The 15994-nt window shown below is 65.5% G+C and carries 13 protein-coding genes and 1 tRNA gene; 10 read left to right on the forward strand and 4 right to left on the reverse strand.

Features of this window, described 5'->3' with window-relative positions; all coding sequences use genetic code 11:
- Window positions 1-207 precede the first annotated feature (207 nt).
- Window positions 208-1524: an ATP-binding protein gene (locus OXK16_07775; GenBank protein MDE0375843.1), complete on the reverse strand. Its 1317-nt coding sequence runs from the start codon at window positions 1522-1524 to the stop codon at window positions 208-210.
- Window positions 1525-1933: 409 nt separating this feature from the next.
- On the opposite strand from OXK16_07775, the gene OXK16_07780 reads away from it, so the two are divergent.
- Window positions 1934-2098: a hypothetical protein gene (locus OXK16_07780; GenBank protein ID MDE0375844.1), complete on the forward strand. Its 165-nt coding sequence runs from the start codon at window positions 1934-1936 to the stop codon at window positions 2096-2098.
- Between the two features lie 27 nt (window positions 2099-2125).
- Here OXK16_07780 and OXK16_07785 read toward each other — a convergent pair whose 3' ends face one another.
- The 3 genes from OXK16_07785 to OXK16_07795 are packed head-to-tail and all read right to left on the reverse strand — an operon-like array spanning window position 2126 to window position 4519.
- Window positions 2126-3514 carry a HAMP domain-containing sensor histidine kinase gene (locus OXK16_07785; protein ID MDE0375845.1) on the reverse strand — a complete coding sequence of 463 codons (1389 nt, stop codon included), beginning with the start codon at window positions 3512-3514 and terminating at the stop codon, window positions 2126-2128.
- On the reverse strand, window positions 3511-4194 hold the full coding sequence (locus tag OXK16_07790) for a response regulator transcription factor (protein MDE0375846.1): 684 nt from the start codon (window positions 4192-4194) through the stop codon (window positions 3511-3513). Before OXK16_07790 ends, OXK16_07785 begins: the two co-directional genes overlap by 4 nt.
- A gap of 43 nt (window positions 4195-4237) precedes the next feature.
- On the reverse strand, window positions 4238-4519 hold the full coding sequence (locus tag OXK16_07795) for a 4a-hydroxytetrahydrobiopterin dehydratase (protein ID MDE0375847.1): 282 nt from the start codon (window positions 4517-4519) through the stop codon (window positions 4238-4240).
- An 80-nt stretch (window positions 4520-4599) separates the two neighbouring features.
- On the opposite strand from OXK16_07795, the gene recO reads away from it, so the two are divergent.
- The 9 genes from recO to OXK16_07840 all read left to right on the forward strand — a co-directional run bounded on the left by recO (window position 4600) and on the right by OXK16_07840 (window position 15397).
- Window positions 4600-5331 carry a DNA repair protein RecO gene (gene recO, locus OXK16_07800; protein MDE0375848.1) on the forward strand — a complete coding sequence of 244 codons (732 nt, stop codon included), beginning with the start codon at window positions 4600-4602 and terminating at the stop codon, window positions 5329-5331.
- Window positions 5328-6107 (forward strand): polyprenyl diphosphate synthase, encoded by a 780-nt coding sequence (gene uppS, locus OXK16_07805; GenBank protein ID MDE0375849.1) that lies wholly within the window; start codon window positions 5328-5330, stop codon window positions 6105-6107. Before recO ends, uppS begins: the two co-directional genes overlap by 4 nt.
- 84 nt (window positions 6108-6191) lie before the next feature.
- Window positions 6192-8633 carry a DUF262 domain-containing HNH endonuclease family protein gene (locus OXK16_07810; protein ID MDE0375850.1) on the forward strand — a complete coding sequence of 814 codons (2442 nt, stop codon included), beginning with the start codon at window positions 6192-6194 and terminating at the stop codon, window positions 8631-8633.
- A 200-nt stretch (window positions 8634-8833) separates the two neighbouring features.
- A complete protein-coding gene (locus OXK16_07815) occupies window positions 8834-10147 on the forward strand; it encodes a glycine--tRNA ligase (protein MDE0375851.1) in 1314 nt (437 codons plus the stop codon).
- 8 nt (window positions 10148-10155) lie between these two features.
- The gene (locus tag OXK16_07820; GenBank protein MDE0375852.1) at window positions 10156-10962 is read left to right on the forward strand and encodes a YceI family protein; all 807 of its coding nucleotides are present in this window, start codon (window positions 10156-10158) and stop codon (window positions 10960-10962) included.
- 38 nt (window positions 10963-11000) lie between these two features.
- On the forward strand, window positions 11001-12761 hold the full coding sequence (gene dnaG, locus OXK16_07825; protein MDE0375853.1) for a DNA primase: 1761 nt from the start codon (window positions 11001-11003) through the stop codon (window positions 12759-12761).
- A gap of 19 nt (window positions 12762-12780) precedes the next feature.
- Window positions 12781-13929, forward strand: coding sequence for a sigma-70 family RNA polymerase sigma factor (locus tag OXK16_07830; GenBank protein MDE0375854.1), 1149 nt, complete (start codon window positions 12781-12783; stop codon window positions 13927-13929).
- 48 nt (window positions 13930-13977) lie between these two features.
- Window positions 13978-14051 (forward strand) — tRNA-Asn (locus OXK16_07835).
- Window positions 14052-14251: 200 nt separating this feature from the next.
- Window positions 14252-15397 (forward strand): integrase arm-type DNA-binding domain-containing protein, encoded by a 1146-nt coding sequence (locus OXK16_07840; GenBank protein ID MDE0375855.1) that lies wholly within the window; start codon window positions 14252-14254, stop codon window positions 15395-15397.
- Window positions 15398-15994: the final 597 nt, after the last annotated feature.

Raw genomic sequence — 15994 nt, forward strand, 5'->3', positions numbered from 1 at the left:
CATCATGATGGACGGCGCCATCGTCGACTCCGGAGGGCCGGAGCTCGCGGACGAGCTGGAGGACGGCGGTTACAGGGCGGTGCGGTCCCGCCTGGGCATCGCCGCTCCCAAGGCCCCGAGCAGCACCCCCAGGGTGAGCGACTTCTTCACGGACACGCCCTTCGACCTCTAGACGAGGGTCGCAAGGGATCGAGGGTCTGCCGGCCGCTAGTCCCCATCCTGGAGGTGGCGCGACAGGGACGGAGTGGACCCGGCCGGGGACTCCTGGTTCTCCGGGCTCCGGGGCAGTCGCACCGTCATGATCGTGTACTCCCCGGGTTCGGAGACCGGTGTGATTTCCCCTCCGTGCTCCCGGACGATGTCGTGGGACAAGGTCATTCCCAGTCCCGTGTGCCTGCTACCCGCCTTGGTGGTGAAGAAGGGGTTGAAGATCCTTGACATGACCTCCGTGGTCATGCCCATGCCGTTGTCCCGGACCCGGATGGACGCGCCATCCGGGGTCCGCCGGGTCTCGATGCCCAGTTCGGGCTCGAACCCGTCACCCGAGGCGGCGGCCCGTTCCGCCATGGCGTGGCAGGCGTTGGTCACCAGATTGGCGAAGAGGCGCGCCAGGTCCTCCTCCACCCCGAGAACCGGTCCCAGGTCCGGATCGAGGTCGAGGCGGACATTGGCGTCGAAGCCTGGGATCTGGGCCTGTACCGCCTGATGGGCTAGGCGGGCCTGTTCCGCTATGAGCCTGTTCAGATCGACAGAACCGAAGGTCCCGGTGCTCCTACGTCCCATGGCCAGCATGTCGGCGATGATCCGGTCCGCCCTGTCCGTGTGAGAGACGATCCGTTCCATGTTCTCGCCGATGGCGCCGGTCAAGTGGTCCATTTCGTCGGGATCTTCGATCTCGGGCCGTCTCGACATCTCCCCGACCTCGTGCGCCATGATCCGGGAGGAGCTCGCGAAGTTCCGTATGAACTGGAGCGGGTTGCGGATCTCGTGGGCTACACCGGCGGACAGTTCTCCCAACTCGGCCAGCTTCTGCTGGCTGATGATCCGGTCCTGGGCGCTCTTCAACTCGTCGAGGGTGTCTTCCAGAGCGAGGTTCTTCTCCCGCAGCTCATCTGAGAGCTCTTGCACGAGGTCCAACTGCATCGCCCGGATGGAACTCTGCCGGAGCGTCTCGAGGGCCTCGCAGGACTTCGAGACCTCGTCGCGGCCCCTGGGTTCGATCCTGTACTCGAAGTCACCCATTCCCAGGCGCCGGATCCAGGCTTCGACGGCGATGGTCCGGCTGCCGACGTAGATGAGGAAGACGGTCTTCGCGAGCGTCACGCCGAGCATCGTTCCGGCCAGGATCCTCAATGTGAGGTTGCCGTGCAGGGCAGCCTGGACATTGGTGGCTACCAGAAGGCCTATGACGACGAGCACCATGAGCAGGTACTGGACCGAGTAGCGCCTCAGCGACAGCTTGGAGAGCCCGAAGGGATCGTTGGACTCGAGAGGCTGGTCGAATAGCGGGTTCTGTCGGATCATCGGGTTAACTCTCTGCGCGTGTCTTGGCGTGATCGTGCCACCGTCACGGGAGCGCTCAGCCGCTCCACCCTCCTTGTGGGTCGTCGACTGTTGGCCGTGGTCGCGGTGGTTCAGCGTACGTGGCCGTCCCGGGTGAACCGCGCCAAGATCTGCCGGAGAGTGATTGCCTGAGTCCCGCCAGTGGTGCCGGGGCGTGCTCAGGATGGTAGTTGGCCTCGGTACACCGGTGGCAGGTGCCCGATGGGGTCTCGAGGGTCTCCGGTGGTGGAACCGGTCCACGTACTCGCGGGTGCCGCATCCGGCTCGGTCGGGAGAGGGAGATTCTCAGGGTTTTCTCAGGTTCCTCTCAGGGAAATCACAGACCGGGGCTCCATGTTGATCCCGACAGATGCGACAGGAAGGACCCGGAATGCGATTAGCCCTACTCATAGGAGCGGCGGTACTGGTTGCCGGTGCCGCCGTGGCCTTGGCCCATGTCGAAATCGTGCCGGCCGCAGAGCCCGGTGAGGCCCGCAAGGACAGAACGGGGGAGGGGACTCCGGCAGGCTCGCCGCAACCCCTTCCCCGGGAGTGAAGCCAAGCCGCCGTACCAGGGCCAACCTCAGTTCACCCTGCCTCCGGACTTGCCTCCCTCCGCCGGAGGCAGGGTGAACCCCACCTCAGCTCCGCCATCGGCGGAGTTTCTCGCGAATACCGTTCCTCCGTTGGCGCTGATCAGGTGGTCCACTATCGCCAGCCCGAGCCCGGATCCGGGCATCGTACGGGCCTCTGCCGACCGGTAGAAACGCCGGAAGACGTGCGGCAGATCCTCCGCGGGGATGCCGGGGCCGTCGTCCCGCACGGTGAACGTTCCCCCTTCGACCACGATCTCGACCCGGCGCTCAGCCCATTTGATCCCGTTGTCGGCCAGGTTGCTCATGGCCCGCTCCAACTGCGTCCGCCGTCCGGTGACCACCGAGCTCCCACCTGCGACGGTGACCTCCTTACCTGGGACTCGGACGTAGCGCGAGCGGAGCTCCCGCGCCAGCGTTCCCAGGTCTACGTCCTGGATCGGCTCCGCGGCATGACGTACATCGGAGGTCAGGTCCACCAACTCGGCGGCGAGTTGGGCCAGCTGGTTGGACTCTCGGAGCGCCGCCTCGATCAGCTCGTCCTGCTCCTCCTCGCTGAGCCGGTGGTCCTGGCGCCGGAGAACCTCCAGGTTGGTCTTGAGGGCGGTGATCGGAGTCCGGAACTCGTGCCCGGCGTCGGAGACCAGCCGTTGCTGCTCCTGGCGCGAGACGCGGAGGGAGTTGAGCATCGAGCGGAAGGCGGTGGCGAGGCGTCCGATCTCGGCAGGGGCCGAGAGGTCGAGGCGTTCCCCGGCGGACAGGTCCTCGGTGGTGGCGACGTGTTCGGCGGCATGGGTCAGATCGCTGATCGGGCGTACCGCTCGCGAGGCCATGATCCAGCCGGTGAGGGCCACCAGCAGGACTCCGACGGCGCCGATGGAGAGGAGTCGCCCGGTCAGAGCCGCCAGGTTGCTCTCGAGCTGGGACTGGTCGGCCAGTATCTGGACCGCGACCACCATGCTCGGAGTGGTCTCCCGGAGCTGTATCCGAACCGTGATCATGCGGTACAGGTTGTCGCCGATGCGGACGTCCCGGAGGAAGGTAGGCCTGGCGCCTGCCACCACCTCCAGGTCGGTGGCCTCGACGGGCGGGGTGACACCCGCCGGACCCACCCTGAGCAGCACGGCCCCGTCCTCGTCGAAGACCTGGACGGCGGCGTCGTTGACGATCCGGGGCAGCACTTCCTCGCGCTGTTCCTCACCCTGCTCGAACAGGCGTCCGGTCAGCTCGTGGACCTGGGTAGCCCGCCCGCGGAGGTCCTCGTCCATGGCTCCGCGCAGCCGACGCTCCACAGAGACTATGGCTGCCACCGTCATCAGGCCGATGGCGAGGGTTGCCACCAGGCCCAGACCCACCGCCCATCGCCAGCGCAGGCTCATGGCTCCCTTGCCACGTATCCGACCCCCCGCACGGTGTGGACGAGGCGAGGCTCCCCGCCGGCCTCGAGCTTGCGCCGCACGTATCCGATGTAGACCTCCAGGGGGTTCGAGGAGGTCTCGAAGGAGTAGCCCCAGATGCGGTCCATGATCACGTCCCGAGACAGCACGATCCTGCTGTTGACCAGCAGTAGCTCCAGCAGGTCGAACTCGGTCTTGGTCAGCTGAACCTCGCGGTCACTTCTGTGGACCTGCCTGGTGGCGGGATTGAGGGTGAGGTCTGCGAGTTGGAGGGTGTCGTCGCTGTCGGAAGCCCCGCTGCGGCGGAGCAGAGCCCTGATCCTGGCCAGCAGCTCGTCCAGGGCGAACGGCTTCACCAGGTAGTCGTCGGCGCCGGCGTCCAAGCCGTCCACCCGGTCCGAGACGTCGTGGCGGGCGGTGAGCATCAGGATGGGCGTGCTGTCGCCGAGGGCCCGGAGGTGCCGAGCCATCCCCAGCCCGTCCAGGCGGGGCATCATGACGTCCAGAATGATGGCGTCGGCGGGATGGATGGCCAGCTGTTCGAGCCCCGCCAAACCGTCTCTGGCAGTGGTCACCTCGTACCCCTCCAATCGGAGGGCTCGGCGCAGCGACCGGCGGACCTCCTGGTCGTCCTCGACTACGAGAAGCCTTCCACTGCTCACGAGTTCAGGTTATACGCGCTCGGCTAGTTGGCAGAGGTTCGTTTCAGGAGGCGAGGCGGTCGATCCGGGCGGCCAGATCGGTGTCCTTGCGGGTGAGGCCGCCCTGGTCGTGGGTGGTCAGGGAGATGGTGACCCGCCGGTAGCGGAGGTCGATGTCGGGGTGGTGGAAGGCCCGCTCGGCCACCACCCCCACCGAGGCCACGAAGCCGATGGCCGAGGCGAAGTCGGCGAGGACGAAGGTCCTGGAGATCGTCTCATCCTCTATCTCCCAGCCCGGATGGGATTCGAGGAAGGCCTGTCTCTCGGATGCGTCCAGAAGCGCCACATGACCACCATAACCGGATATCCGCGGACGGCCGGGTACCCTCGCCGGACACGCGCTCTGGCTGCGATCCGGGGAGAGGAATGTCGATCCGCCACGATCAGGGAATCGTCCTGCGCGGCTACCCGTTCGGTGAGGCCGACCGCGTCCTGGTCATCATCAGCCCCAATCATGGCCAGGTGAGGGCGGTCGCCAAGGGTGTCCGGAGGACCAGGAGCCGGTTCGGGGGACGGCTCGAACCCCTCACCCACGTCGATCTGGTCCTGTACCAGGGCCGCAACCTGGCCACGGTGACCCAGGTGGCGGTGATCGAGGCCTTCCCCAGGCTCCGCCAGGACCTCGACGCGGTGATGGTGGCCGGCACCATGGCGGAGGCGGTGGGCAAGGTGGTGGTGGAGGAGGAGCCCTCGCACCGGACATTCCTACTTCTCCTGCGGGGGCTTCGCGCCTTGGAGGAGGGGGCCGGCGGTATGGACCTGCTGGCATCCTTCCTGCTCAAGCTGTCGCAGGCCATCGGCCAGGCCCCGGCCCTCGAGCACTGCGCGGCCTGCGGCGCCCGGAACCGCCTCGGCCGGTTCAGCATGGCGGGCGGGGGCCTGATCTGCGAACGCTGCGACGCCGGGGGAACCTTCCGGTTGCGGGAGGGTCTGACCGAGCACCTGGCCCGCCTCGCGGCAGCCGACCTGTCCGGCTTCACCACCCCCGACAGCGACCTCGCTCCCGACGCGGTGGGTCTGGTGCGGAGGTTCGTGGAGTACCACATCGAGTCGGGGTTGGGCGGCCTTGCCTTCAGCGTCGGTCGGGGCCCCCGGTGAGCGGGGGATCGGCGGTGGGCGCGGCCGGCCTCGACCTGAGCCGTCTCGACCGGAGCCGGCTCCCCGCCCACGTCGGCCTCATCATGGATGGAAACGGACGTTGGGCGTTGGCCCGCAACCTGCCACGCACCGGCGGTCACGCAGCCGGCGAGACCGTGCTGTTCGATTGCGTGGAAGGGGCGCTGGAGATCGGCCTGAGCTGGCTCTCCGCCTACACGTTCTCCACGGAGAACTGGACCCGCCACCCGGATGAGGTCTCGTTCCTCATGTGGTTCAACGAGGACATACTGCTGCGCCGGCTGGACTCCCTGGCGGACATGGGGGTCCGGATCTGCTTCGCCGGTGACCTGGCCGATCCACGCATTCCCGATCGCAACCGGACGCTGATGCAGGATGCGGAGCAGCGCACCGCCTCCAACCGCCGCCTGAGCCTGGTGCTGGCCTTCAACTACGGGGGACGGGCGGAGATCGCCCGCGCCGTCCAAGCACTGGCGGCCGAAGTGTGGGAAGGGCGGCGGGAACCCGGTGAGATCACTGAGGAAGACATCGCCGAGCGCCTGTACGTTCCCGGCATGCCCGATCCGGACCTGATCGTCCGCACCTCGGGCGAGATGCGGATATCCAACTTCCTGCTCTGGGGCAGCGCCTATTCCGAGCTGGTCTTCACCGAAACGCTGTGGCCGGAGTTCGGCGCCCAGCACCTGGTCGACGCCGTGGTCGAGTACCAGCGCCGCCGCAGGCGTTTCGGCGGCGCCCTCCCGAACAGCCCTCCCTAGGAGGTCCGTCCTTACTTGTCGAGGCTGCCCCCCTCTGTGGGGGGTAATGTACGAAAACTCACGGCAGTCCGGAGTTAAGACCTCATGCAAGCCAATCACATCCCGTTCCTGCAGCTCCTGAACGGGGCTGTTCAATACGTAGTACCGCGGTGGCAGCGTCGCTACTGCTGGGGCGCGGAAGATATCGAGCGCTTGGTAGAGGACCTCCTGGCGATCGCCACAACCGACCAACCAGGAGCGGCCCACTACGGAGGTGCTCTCCTTACGTTTCCTGAGCCCGCGTCGGCTGGAGTCGTCCCGACGCATCGCGTCATCGACGGCCAGCAGAGGCTGACAACCGTAAGCATTCTTCTGGCTTGCATCGCAGATCGCCTGGGCACCCGTAACAGCGGTGAATGGAACGCCAACCTCCTCCGCAAACGGCTGACCAACGACGATGTTGGTCCGCTGAAGCACCGCAAGCTAAGGCTTCAGGACGGCGATGAAGAGGAGTACCGTCGGGGACTCGAGGGCAACCCTCACGGCCCCGGTGCGGTAACCCAGGCCTGGCGAATCACGCGCCGGTTAGTCAACAAGCACGACGTGTCCAGCCTCCTCGAGGGCATTGAGCGGTTCAGGGTGGTCAGTATCGGATTGGGTCCCACAGACGACCCACAGCAGATCTTCGAGAGTCTGAACGCCACCGGTCGCCCACTGACAGAAAGCGAGAAAGTCAAGAACTGGCTGCTGATGGGCCTGGAGGATGAGGATCAACAGGACCTTCACGACAACTACTGGATCAAGATGGAGAAGAGCCTCGGTGCTGAACACACCACCGTTCCGGTAGATCTGTTCTTGCGCGACTTCCTGCGCATGCGCATTGGCAAGAACCTGGGAATCGGGCGCGTCCATGACGAATTTCGCCGATGGGCCGTTCGCGAGGGGCACGACCGGGACCGCCCGGCGCTCTGCCACGAGTTAACACGGTTGGCGAAGCTCTACGGCATTCTGAGAGGTTCGGCTGGCATCCATCCGAACCGAAGAGTGGAACGACCGCTTCGGCACCTTCGTGCAATGGGACTCCACACTCACCGCCCCCTGACATTGCGACTTCTCGATGACGTTGAGCAGGGAACACATCCGGGAGCAACAGATGACGCGTTGGCCGCAGTTCTGGAGGGGATAGGAACCTGGATCACTCGCCTCTGGTTGGCCAACGGCTCGATCCCTGGGATGAACACAACTGCTACGAAGTTGGCCTACCGGCCCGGACCTAAGCAGGACGAAGACTATGCCGGGCATTGGCTCGGGCGGATCCGGAAGCTCCGGAATACCCGTCGTGGGGTCCCTGTGGATGAAGACGTCCGCGAAGGGGTTCGACAACGTAAGGCTTATGGTGGAGCCGCGACCCGGTCGACGTTTGCGGTCTTGTGTGCGTTAATGGAAGAAGAACATGGTGAAGAGGCACCGTCTAGAGACCGTCTGACCGTAGAGCACGTAATGCCGCGCAAGCTCACGGCCGAGTGGAGGCAGGACCTTGGCGAGGACGCCGAAGACGTTCACGGGCAATACCGGGACCTGATGGCGAACCTGACCTTGAGCGGCGATGTCACCAACTCCGGAATGGGCGCCGGTTCCTTTGACGCCAAGCGTGAGGTCTACAAAGGCAGCCCGATCGGAATCACAAACCGCCTCGCGGACGAAGACAAATGGGACCAAGCTGCTCTCCGACGGCGCTCAGAATACCTTGCACAGATCGCGCTGAAGCGATGGCCGTGGCAGGACAAGGCCGGGGCTCGAGTATCTGACGAGAGCCTCAGGTGGCGCATCGGAGATGGACCCTGGCATGGCGAGAGCGCAGCGAGCCAGATGGTCCTGAACGTGGCAGCAGCGTTGCTGAGCCTCGATCCAGAGAACGCCGAAAGGCTGTCCGGAGACGCGATCCGTCCGAACATCCATCTCGCCACCCGCTATCCGCCTGGAACCAAGGCGGGCAGTATGACTATGCGCGCCATACCCGGCCATCCCGAGTACGTGCTGTATCCGTATATGAAGAACTATGGCGCCAGTGCCAAACGTTGCCGAAAGATGGGCGAGCGGTGCAACGTGGCGGTTGACGTGGAAGGAACGAGGAAGGGCCGAGCACAGGATTTCTGGAGTTTCCTGAGGGAGCACACGGGGGGCGTTCCGGGACAGAAGGACTCATGGCAAGGCGAGGTTCAATGGACAGCTTCCCACAACTCGCAGGGCGACGGCGTCGGGATCTTCGTGGGTTCAGAACGGCTCTCCCTGTGGGTCAGGTCGGGGCAATACCAGGCCTCACCGCAGAGAGCTGCACGGATGCGGAGTTATTCACGGATGATTCGCCGACAAATGGGTGATCAGATACTCCACGGCGATGCTGAACGAGCAGGCTCGAAAGGCAGATCCGTATTTGTTCGTAGAGACTGGACACGCGACAACGATGACGAGTGGCCTGAAGCTGCTGAGTGGATAGTGGACCAATCCACTAGATTGCAAGCGCTCATCGCCGATCACGCTGGATGAACGCTGAAGTCGAGAAAGCTCGATTGGAAGCTCGCGCCCTGCTTCGCTGACCTTTGTGACGACGACGTCATAGTGGTAGGGCTGAGGACGTAGGCCAACACCTCAGCATCTTCATAGACCACCCCGCCGAGGTCGCTGGCTAGTCGGCCGGGGCCGGGTACCATCGTCCCGGTCCCGTACCCTCTCCCGGTTGAGTCCTGATGACCGCTCCCAGCTTCGAGACGATCGTGAACCTCGCCACCAAGCGCGGCTTCGTCTTCAGAGCATCGGAGATCTACGGCGGTCTCCGGTCGGCCTACGACTACGGGCCTCTCGGCGTGGCCCTTCTCCGCAACGTGAAGGAGGCATGGTGGCGGTCGATGGTGCAGCTGCGCGACGACGTGGTCGGGCTCGATTCGGCGATCATCCAGTCGCCCCAGGTCTGGGAGGCCTCAGGGCACGTGGGCCAGTTCAACGACCCTCTGGTGGAGTGCGTCTCCTGCCATGCCCGGCACCGGTTCGACCGGCTGGAAGACCCGGACCGGTGTCCCACCTGCGGCACCCGCGGTTCCTTCACCGATGCCCGCGACTTCAACCTGATGTTCAGGACCCATATGGGCCCGGTCGCCTCCGACTCCAACCTGGTCTACCTGCGTCCCGAGACCGCCCAGGGCATTTTCACCAACTTCGAGAACGTGCGGCGGGTGGCCCGGCTCAAGCTCCCGTTCGGGATCGCCCAGCTCGGCAAGTCGTTCCGCAACGAGATCACTCCGGGACAGTTCGTCTTCCGCACCAGGGAGTTCGAGCAGATGGAGATGGAGTTCTTCACCCACCCCGATCACGCCGACGGCTGGTTCGAATACTGGGTGGAGGAGAGGCATCAGTGGTACCTGGACCTGGGCATGAAACCCGGCAACATCAGGCTGCGCAGCCACACCGAGGACGAGCTGGCCCACTACGCGGTCGCCACCTACGACGTGGAATACCGGTTCCCGTGGGGATGGGACGAGTTGGAGGGTATCGCCAACCGGACCGACTTCGATCTGCGCCAGCATTCGAAAGCCTCGGGGAAGGACCTGCGCTACTTCGACCAGGCGGCCGGTGAGCGCCTCTTCCCCTACGTGATCGAGCCGGCGGCCGGAGCCACCCGGGCGGCCTTCGCCTTCCTGATCGACGCCTACCACACAGAGACGGTGCGCGACGCCCCCCGCACGGTGCTGAGGCTCGACTCCCGCCTCGCTCCGGTCAAGGTGGCCGTGCTCCCGCTCTCGAAGAAGCCCGACCTGGTGGAGGTGACGGGACGGGTGGCCGACGCGCTCCGTCCCCACTGGGACATCGAGGTCGATGTCACCCAGGCGATCGGGAGGCGCTACCGCCGCCAGGACGAGATCGGGACGCCCTACTGCGTCACGGTCGACTTCGACACGCTGGATGACGGAGCGGTCACGGTCCGGGATCGGGACACGATGGCCCAGGATCGGGTCGGGATCGGGCAACTCCGCAATTACCTGGGCGAGCGCCTCGGCGCCGGTTAGGAGGGGCGATGCGGACGGCTCGGCGGATCGGTCTCGCGCTGGCGGCGATAGTGGTGCTGGTTCTGGGCGCCGCGGCCTACGTGTGGTTCTCCGGCGGCAGCGGCGAGCCCAGCACCGAGGTGACCGCCCCTCCCATCACGTCCGCCGCCACGACCGCCCCCGCTACCACTGCCCCCGCCACGACCGCCGCCACGTCCGTCCCGGTGGAGACCACCGCGGCCCCCGACAGCACCGAAGCCACCGAGCCGGCGCCTGACGAGGGCGCCTCCGCCATCCTTTACCGGATCGACAAGGCGGAGTCCTCCGTCAGCTTCGAGATCGACGAGATCCTCAACGGCAGTCCGTTCCGGGTGGTGGGGGTCACCACAGAGGTGGCGGGGGAGGTTCTGATCGACTTCGACAGTCCGTCCGCCTCGCAGTTGGGGACGATCGTGATCAACGTCCGCACCCTGGCCACCGACTCCGGATTCCGGGACAGGGCCATCCGGGGGCCAATCCTCGGGTCCTCCCGCGACGAGAACGAGTTCGCCACCTTCGAGCCGACCGGTGTCGAGGGGCTCCCGGACAGCGTGACGGTGGGCGATCAGGTACCGCTCCGCATCACGGGCACCTTCATCCTGAGCGGCGAGGCCCGGCTCGTGACCTTCGACACCGCAGTGACGGTGGTGTCCGCCGACAGGGTCGAGGTGGACGGAACCGCCACGGTGCTGAGATCAGACTTCGGCCTGACCATCCCGGACGTTCCCAGCGTGAGCGACGTGGCGGACGAGATACTGCTGGTGATAGACCTGGTGGCCGTCGCGGTAGGGGTCTGAGCCCCGGGCACCGGCCCGGAGACGTACACTCGCAAGGTATGGCAGCCGATCGCGACGACCTGGAGCGCATCCGACAAGCGGTCAACCTGGTCGAGCTGTTCGAGGGAGTGACCACCGTCAGGAAGGTCCGGGGCAGCTTCAAGGCCCTGTGCCCCTTCCATTCGGAGAAGACCCCTTCACTCTCGATCGACCCGGCCCGCGGCCTCTACCACTGCTTCGGCTGCGGCGTGGGCGGGGACGTCTTCACCTTCGTCCAGGAGACCCAGGGGTTGTCGTTCGTCGAGGCCTTGGAGATGTTGGCGGATCGGGCCGGCATCGTCATCCGGCGCGACCCCCGGGCGGCGCAGCAGCGGGAACGGCGTTCCCGGCTGGTCGAAGCGGTGGCCGAGGCGGGTCGCTACTACCAGGACCGCCTCAAGTCCGCCCCCGATGCCGGCCATGCCCGGTCCTACGTGCGGGGTCGCAACTACGGCGTCGAGGTGGTGGACCGGTTCGAGCTCGGCTACGCACCCGACCAAGCCGAAGCCCTGGTCTCCCACCTGCGCGGCAAGGGACACAAGGATTCGGACATCCTCGCGGCCGGCCTGGCAAGGAGGGTGGGGCGGGGGCGCCTCATCGACCAGATGAGGGGCCGGCTGATCTTCCCCATCCACAACGTGCGCGGGGAGATGGTCGGGTTCGGGGCCCGCCTCCTGCGCGGCGAGGGGCCCAAGTACCTGAACACCCCCGAGACCCCGCTCTACAAGAAGAGCGAGCTCCTGTACGGCCTGGACAAGGCCCGGTCCGCCATCAGCCGGGAGGAGTTGGGGGTGGTGGTCGAGGGTTATACGGATGTGATCGCCTTTCACCTGGCCGATCTGCCCCTGGCGGTGGCCACCTGCGGGACGGCGCTCGGTGAGGCCCATTTCGACCTGCTCCGCCGTTTCTCGAGCCGCATCGTCCTGGCTTTCGACGCCGACGCGGCGGGCGCCGGCGCCGCCGTGCGCGGGGACGATCTGCGCATCACCTCCGAACTGGGGCTCGACCTGCGGGTGGCAATGATGCCCGAGGGCCGCGACCCGGCCGACCTGGTGTTCGAGGACAAGGGGGACCTGCTCCGGGAGGCGGTCGACGGATCGGCCCCGATCACCGAGTTCCGGCTCAACCGGCTGCTGGGGCAGTACAACCTGGGGGAGAGGGAGGCGCGCACCCGGGCGATGAGGGAGGCGGCGGAGTTGATCGCCCGCCATCCCGATGAGGCGGCCCGCTACCAGCATGCCCTCTACGTGGCCGGGCGCACCCACATGAGCATCGATCTCGTCCAGTCGGAGATCCGGAGGAATGCGGCCACCGGCAGGGGAGGCCGGTCCCAGGGTCGCCCTCGAACCGATGGACGGCCCGCCGCGCCCCGGCCCGTCGCCTCCGGTGCCATGGATCGGTCGGAACGGGACCTGCTCCGGCACCTCATGGCGGGGACCGCGGGGCGCGACCGGGTCAGCCCTGACCTGTTCGAACACGATCAGGCCGCCGTCCTGGCTCGCTGGTTGCTCGAGGAGGGAAAGCACCTGGAAGAGGGGGTCCCGGTGCCGCTGGACGGCCTCAAGGATCAGGCCATGTCGGCGATGGCCCGCCGGCTGGCGGTCATGGACACACCGCTGCTGCCGTTCGAAGATGTCATGTCACATCTCGAAGGACGTGCGGTGGGGCACCGTAAGGACGAACTTCTGGTGATATTGGAAGGGATCGATCAGAAAAAAGACCCGGAAGCCTATTCACAAGCCCTTGCAGAACTGATAGCGTTACAGGAAAGGGGATTCTGAGGCGGCTTAAGGAGTAGGTTTGGGCTCGGACGCGCAGGGGGCGATCAAGGAACTGCTGAAGCGGGGGAGGCGCCGGGGGTTCCTCACCTCCGCCGAGATCCAGAAGGAACTTGATGAGGCCGGGGCCCCCGGCGCAGCACTGGACCAAGCGCTCGCCGCCGTGCGGGCAGCCGGGATAGAGGTGGTGGACGATGATCCGGATCGCCTGCGGGACGATCCGGAGCCCGGGGATGCCGAGTTCCTGTCCGATCCGGTCGACCAGTACCTCCGCGAGATCGGCCGGGTCCCGCTCCTCACCCCTCGCCAGGAGGTCGACCTGGGAATGGCGAAGGATGCCGGGGTCGAGGCCCGAGCCAGAATGGCCGAGTTGGATGCCGCCGGAAGATTCCGCTCCGATGCCGAGTACCGGCGCCTGGCCGCGATAGCGCGCCGCGGCGAGGAGGCCGAGCAGATGCTGGTGAAGGCCAACCTCCGCCTGGTCGTCTCGGTGGCGAAGCGGTACGTCATCCCGGGGGTTCCCATGCTGGACCTCGTCCAGGAGGGCAACGTGGGCCTGATGAGGGCGGCCGCCAAGTTCGATTACCGCAGGGGCTACAAATTCTCGACCTACGCGGTCTGGTGGATCCGCCAGACGGTCAGCCGGGCTCTGAACGAGCAGAAGAGGATCATCCGGGTTCCCGAGAACCTGGCGCAGCAGGTGAGGCTGCTGGACGTCGTCCGGCGGAGGCTCTACCAGGAGTCCGGTCGCGAGCCCACCACCGAGGAGCTGGCCGCCGAGATGGATCTGTCCGATGATCGGGTCCTGAAGCTGGCCGAGCTCTCCAGCGGGATGCTGTCCCTGGATGCCAAGGTCGGCGACTCCGACGATCTGACCCTCGCACATTTCGTCCAGGATGAGGATGCGGCGGGGGCGCCGGCAGATGGCGCGGTCCTCAAACTCCTGCAGGAGAGCGTTGCCCTGGCGCTGGAAGGCTTGGACGAACGGGAACGTAAGGTCATCACGATGAGGTTCGGGCTGGCCGACGGCCGGATCAGGACCCTCCAGGAGGTCAGCGACCGGATGGGAGTGACCAAGGAGCGCATCCGCCAACTGGAGACCCGAGCCCTGCGCAAGATGCGCAGCCAGAAAGGCGGTCGCCGCATGGAGGGCTACCTCAGTGGCGCCTGATCCGCCCAGGATTCCGCCCACCTGCTGGTACCATGGCGGGCCGATCCATCCGGGGTAGCTCAATTCGGCAGAGCAGCGGACTGTTAATCCGTTGGTTGTGGGTTCAAGTCCCACCCCCGGAGCTAAGCATCCGCGGCGTTCCTGACAGTTCCCTACCGTTTCAGTAGTTGATTAACTCCCAGGTTAAAGTGTGGTTAGCTCCCATCGCCGCGCCCTTGTGACGGATGGTCCTGGGACAACTCAAGGTTCCTTGACAACCCTCCCCGTTCCGGGTAGTTTCATCTGAGTGTGGGATATATAGTGGGATAGAAAAGAGAGGGAATTGCCAAAGCTGACCGCAGCGTTCGTTCGCTCAGTGACCAAACCCGGCAAATACGGCGACCAACACGGCCTCATCCTCCGTGTCCAGCCATCCGGATCCAAACAATGGATCTGGCGTGGAACCGTCAACGGCCGCCGACGCGACCTAGGGCTGGGGGGCTACCCATATGTGGGACTGGCCGAAGCACGAGCCCAAGCCTTTGATTACCGCAAGACAGCCAGGCAAGGCAAAGACCCCGCGGCCCGGCGCACCGGAGGGGTTCCGACTCTCGCGACCGCAGCCGAGACGGTCATAGCTCTCCACGCGGGCAAGTGGAAACCAGGAGGCAAATCCGAAGCACAGTGGCGTTCCAGCCTCGACACCTATGTACTCCCAGCGATAGGTTCTAAACGGGTCGATGAGGTCACCACGGCGGACGTCATGGCCTGCCTAACTCCCATTTGGACCACTAAAGCCCAGACGGCCAAGCGGATCCGCCAACGGATCAGCGCGATCATGAAGTGGTCCATTGCGGAGGGACACCGTCCCGACAATCCCGCGGGTGATGCGGTGACTGCCGCGTTGCCGAAACAAGGCGGGGCCAGAAAACACCTCCGAGCGCTACCGCACCGAGACGTCGCAGATGCAATCGAGCGAATCCGCCAAGCGAAGGCGCATGTGCTGCTGCGTCTTGCTGTCGAGTTCGCGATCGTCACCGCGGTCCGCTCCGGGGAGGTGAGAGGAGCGGTGTGGGAGGAGGTCGACCTCGATACCGGTTTGTGGACCATTCCGGGAGAACGGATGAAAGCTGGCCGTCAGCACAGGGTGCCCCTGTCTGCGAGGGCTGTTGCCGTGCTGGCCGAAGCCCGCGAGTACAGCAGCGGGTCTGGTCTTGTGTTTCTGTCCAGGTCAGGTGGGGAGATCCCGTCATGGGCACTAGCGAAGCTGATGAGCAGCCTTGGGATCGAAGGAACCCTACACGGGATGAGAAGCTCCTTTCGCGACTGGTGCGGAGAAACAGGTGCTGTCCGAGAAGTAGCAGAAGCATGCCTAGCGCATCGGGTCGGGTCCGCCGCCGAGCAGGCATATGCGAGAAGTGACCTACTCCAACGGCGCCGCGACCTAATGGGCGCCTGGGCCGAATACATAACCCCTGCACAAACGTAGCCCAGGCGACATACCGTGTTGGCAGACCCGAGATTCTGCCGATGCCCCCGGTGCGGAGGCCCGAAGTGATCGGCGGGTACAGGGACGATCCGGTTGCCTGGCAGCATAAAGCCCTGCCCCGTAGCTCAGCATCGGTCAGCTCGGAGGCACTGAGTGATGAATGGTGTAGTACCCGGTATGAATTGGATACTCTCTGGTAATCCCCCTCAATCCGCCCACGGATCGGCACTCTTTGCGGTGTAGGGGGGCACTCTGCACGAGGCAGTTCGTTGATCGCCAACACCAACTGTGCTGACTCCTTGTTTGTCGGGCGGGCCTCCTCTACCAGATACAGGTCAGGGCCGGTTTCGAGAGTCGAGGGATATCTCCCACGAACGGCACCCCAGGAGGGCAGCCTGGACGAGACCAGCCAATCTGGCTCGCGGACGGATGGGAGAAGCAGGCCCCTTATCATCCCTGCCTGTTCGGTCGCAATCCCACTCCTGGAGCCAAACCCCGGGATAGACTCCGTACATACGTTCGGTTGCTCGCCGGGGTCGTGGCGGATGATGGCGATCAGCGAAATTCCCCAGAGTTGGTCAGCGAATTTCCCCACCC

This window comes from bacterium, assembly GCA_028821235.1.
Classification (GTDB): domain Bacteria; phylum Actinomycetota; class Acidimicrobiia; order Spongiisociales; family Spongiisociaceae; genus Spongiisocius.

What these genes read in the sequence shown, in the direction of transcription:
- OXK16_07815 (MDE0375851.1), top strand. Translation starts at nt 8,834, where the DNA reads ATGACCGCTCCCAGCTTCGAGACGATCGTGAACCTCGCCACCAAGCGC.
- OXK16_07820 (MDE0375852.1), top strand. Translation starts at nt 10,156, where the DNA reads ATGCGGACGGCTCGGCGGATCGGTCTCGCGCTGGCGGCGATAGTGGTG.
- dnaG (MDE0375853.1), top strand. Translation starts at nt 11,001, where the DNA reads ATGGCAGCCGATCGCGACGACCTGGAGCGCATCCGACAAGCGGTCAAC.
- OXK16_07785 (MDE0375845.1), bottom strand. Translation starts at nt 3,514, where the DNA reads ATGAGCCTGCGCTGGCGATGGGCGGTGGGTCTGGGCCTGGTGGCAACC.
- OXK16_07810 (MDE0375850.1), top strand. Translation starts at nt 6,192, where the DNA reads ATGCAAGCCAATCACATCCCGTTCCTGCAGCTCCTGAACGGGGCTGTT.
- OXK16_07780 (MDE0375844.1), top strand. Translation starts at nt 1,934, where the DNA reads ATGCGATTAGCCCTACTCATAGGAGCGGCGGTACTGGTTGCCGGTGCC.
- OXK16_07775 (MDE0375843.1), bottom strand. Translation starts at nt 1,524, where the DNA reads ATGATCCGACAGAACCCGCTATTCGACCAGCCTCTCGAGTCCAACGAT.
- recO (MDE0375848.1), top strand. Translation starts at nt 4,600, where the DNA reads ATGTCGATCCGCCACGATCAGGGAATCGTCCTGCGCGGCTACCCGTTC.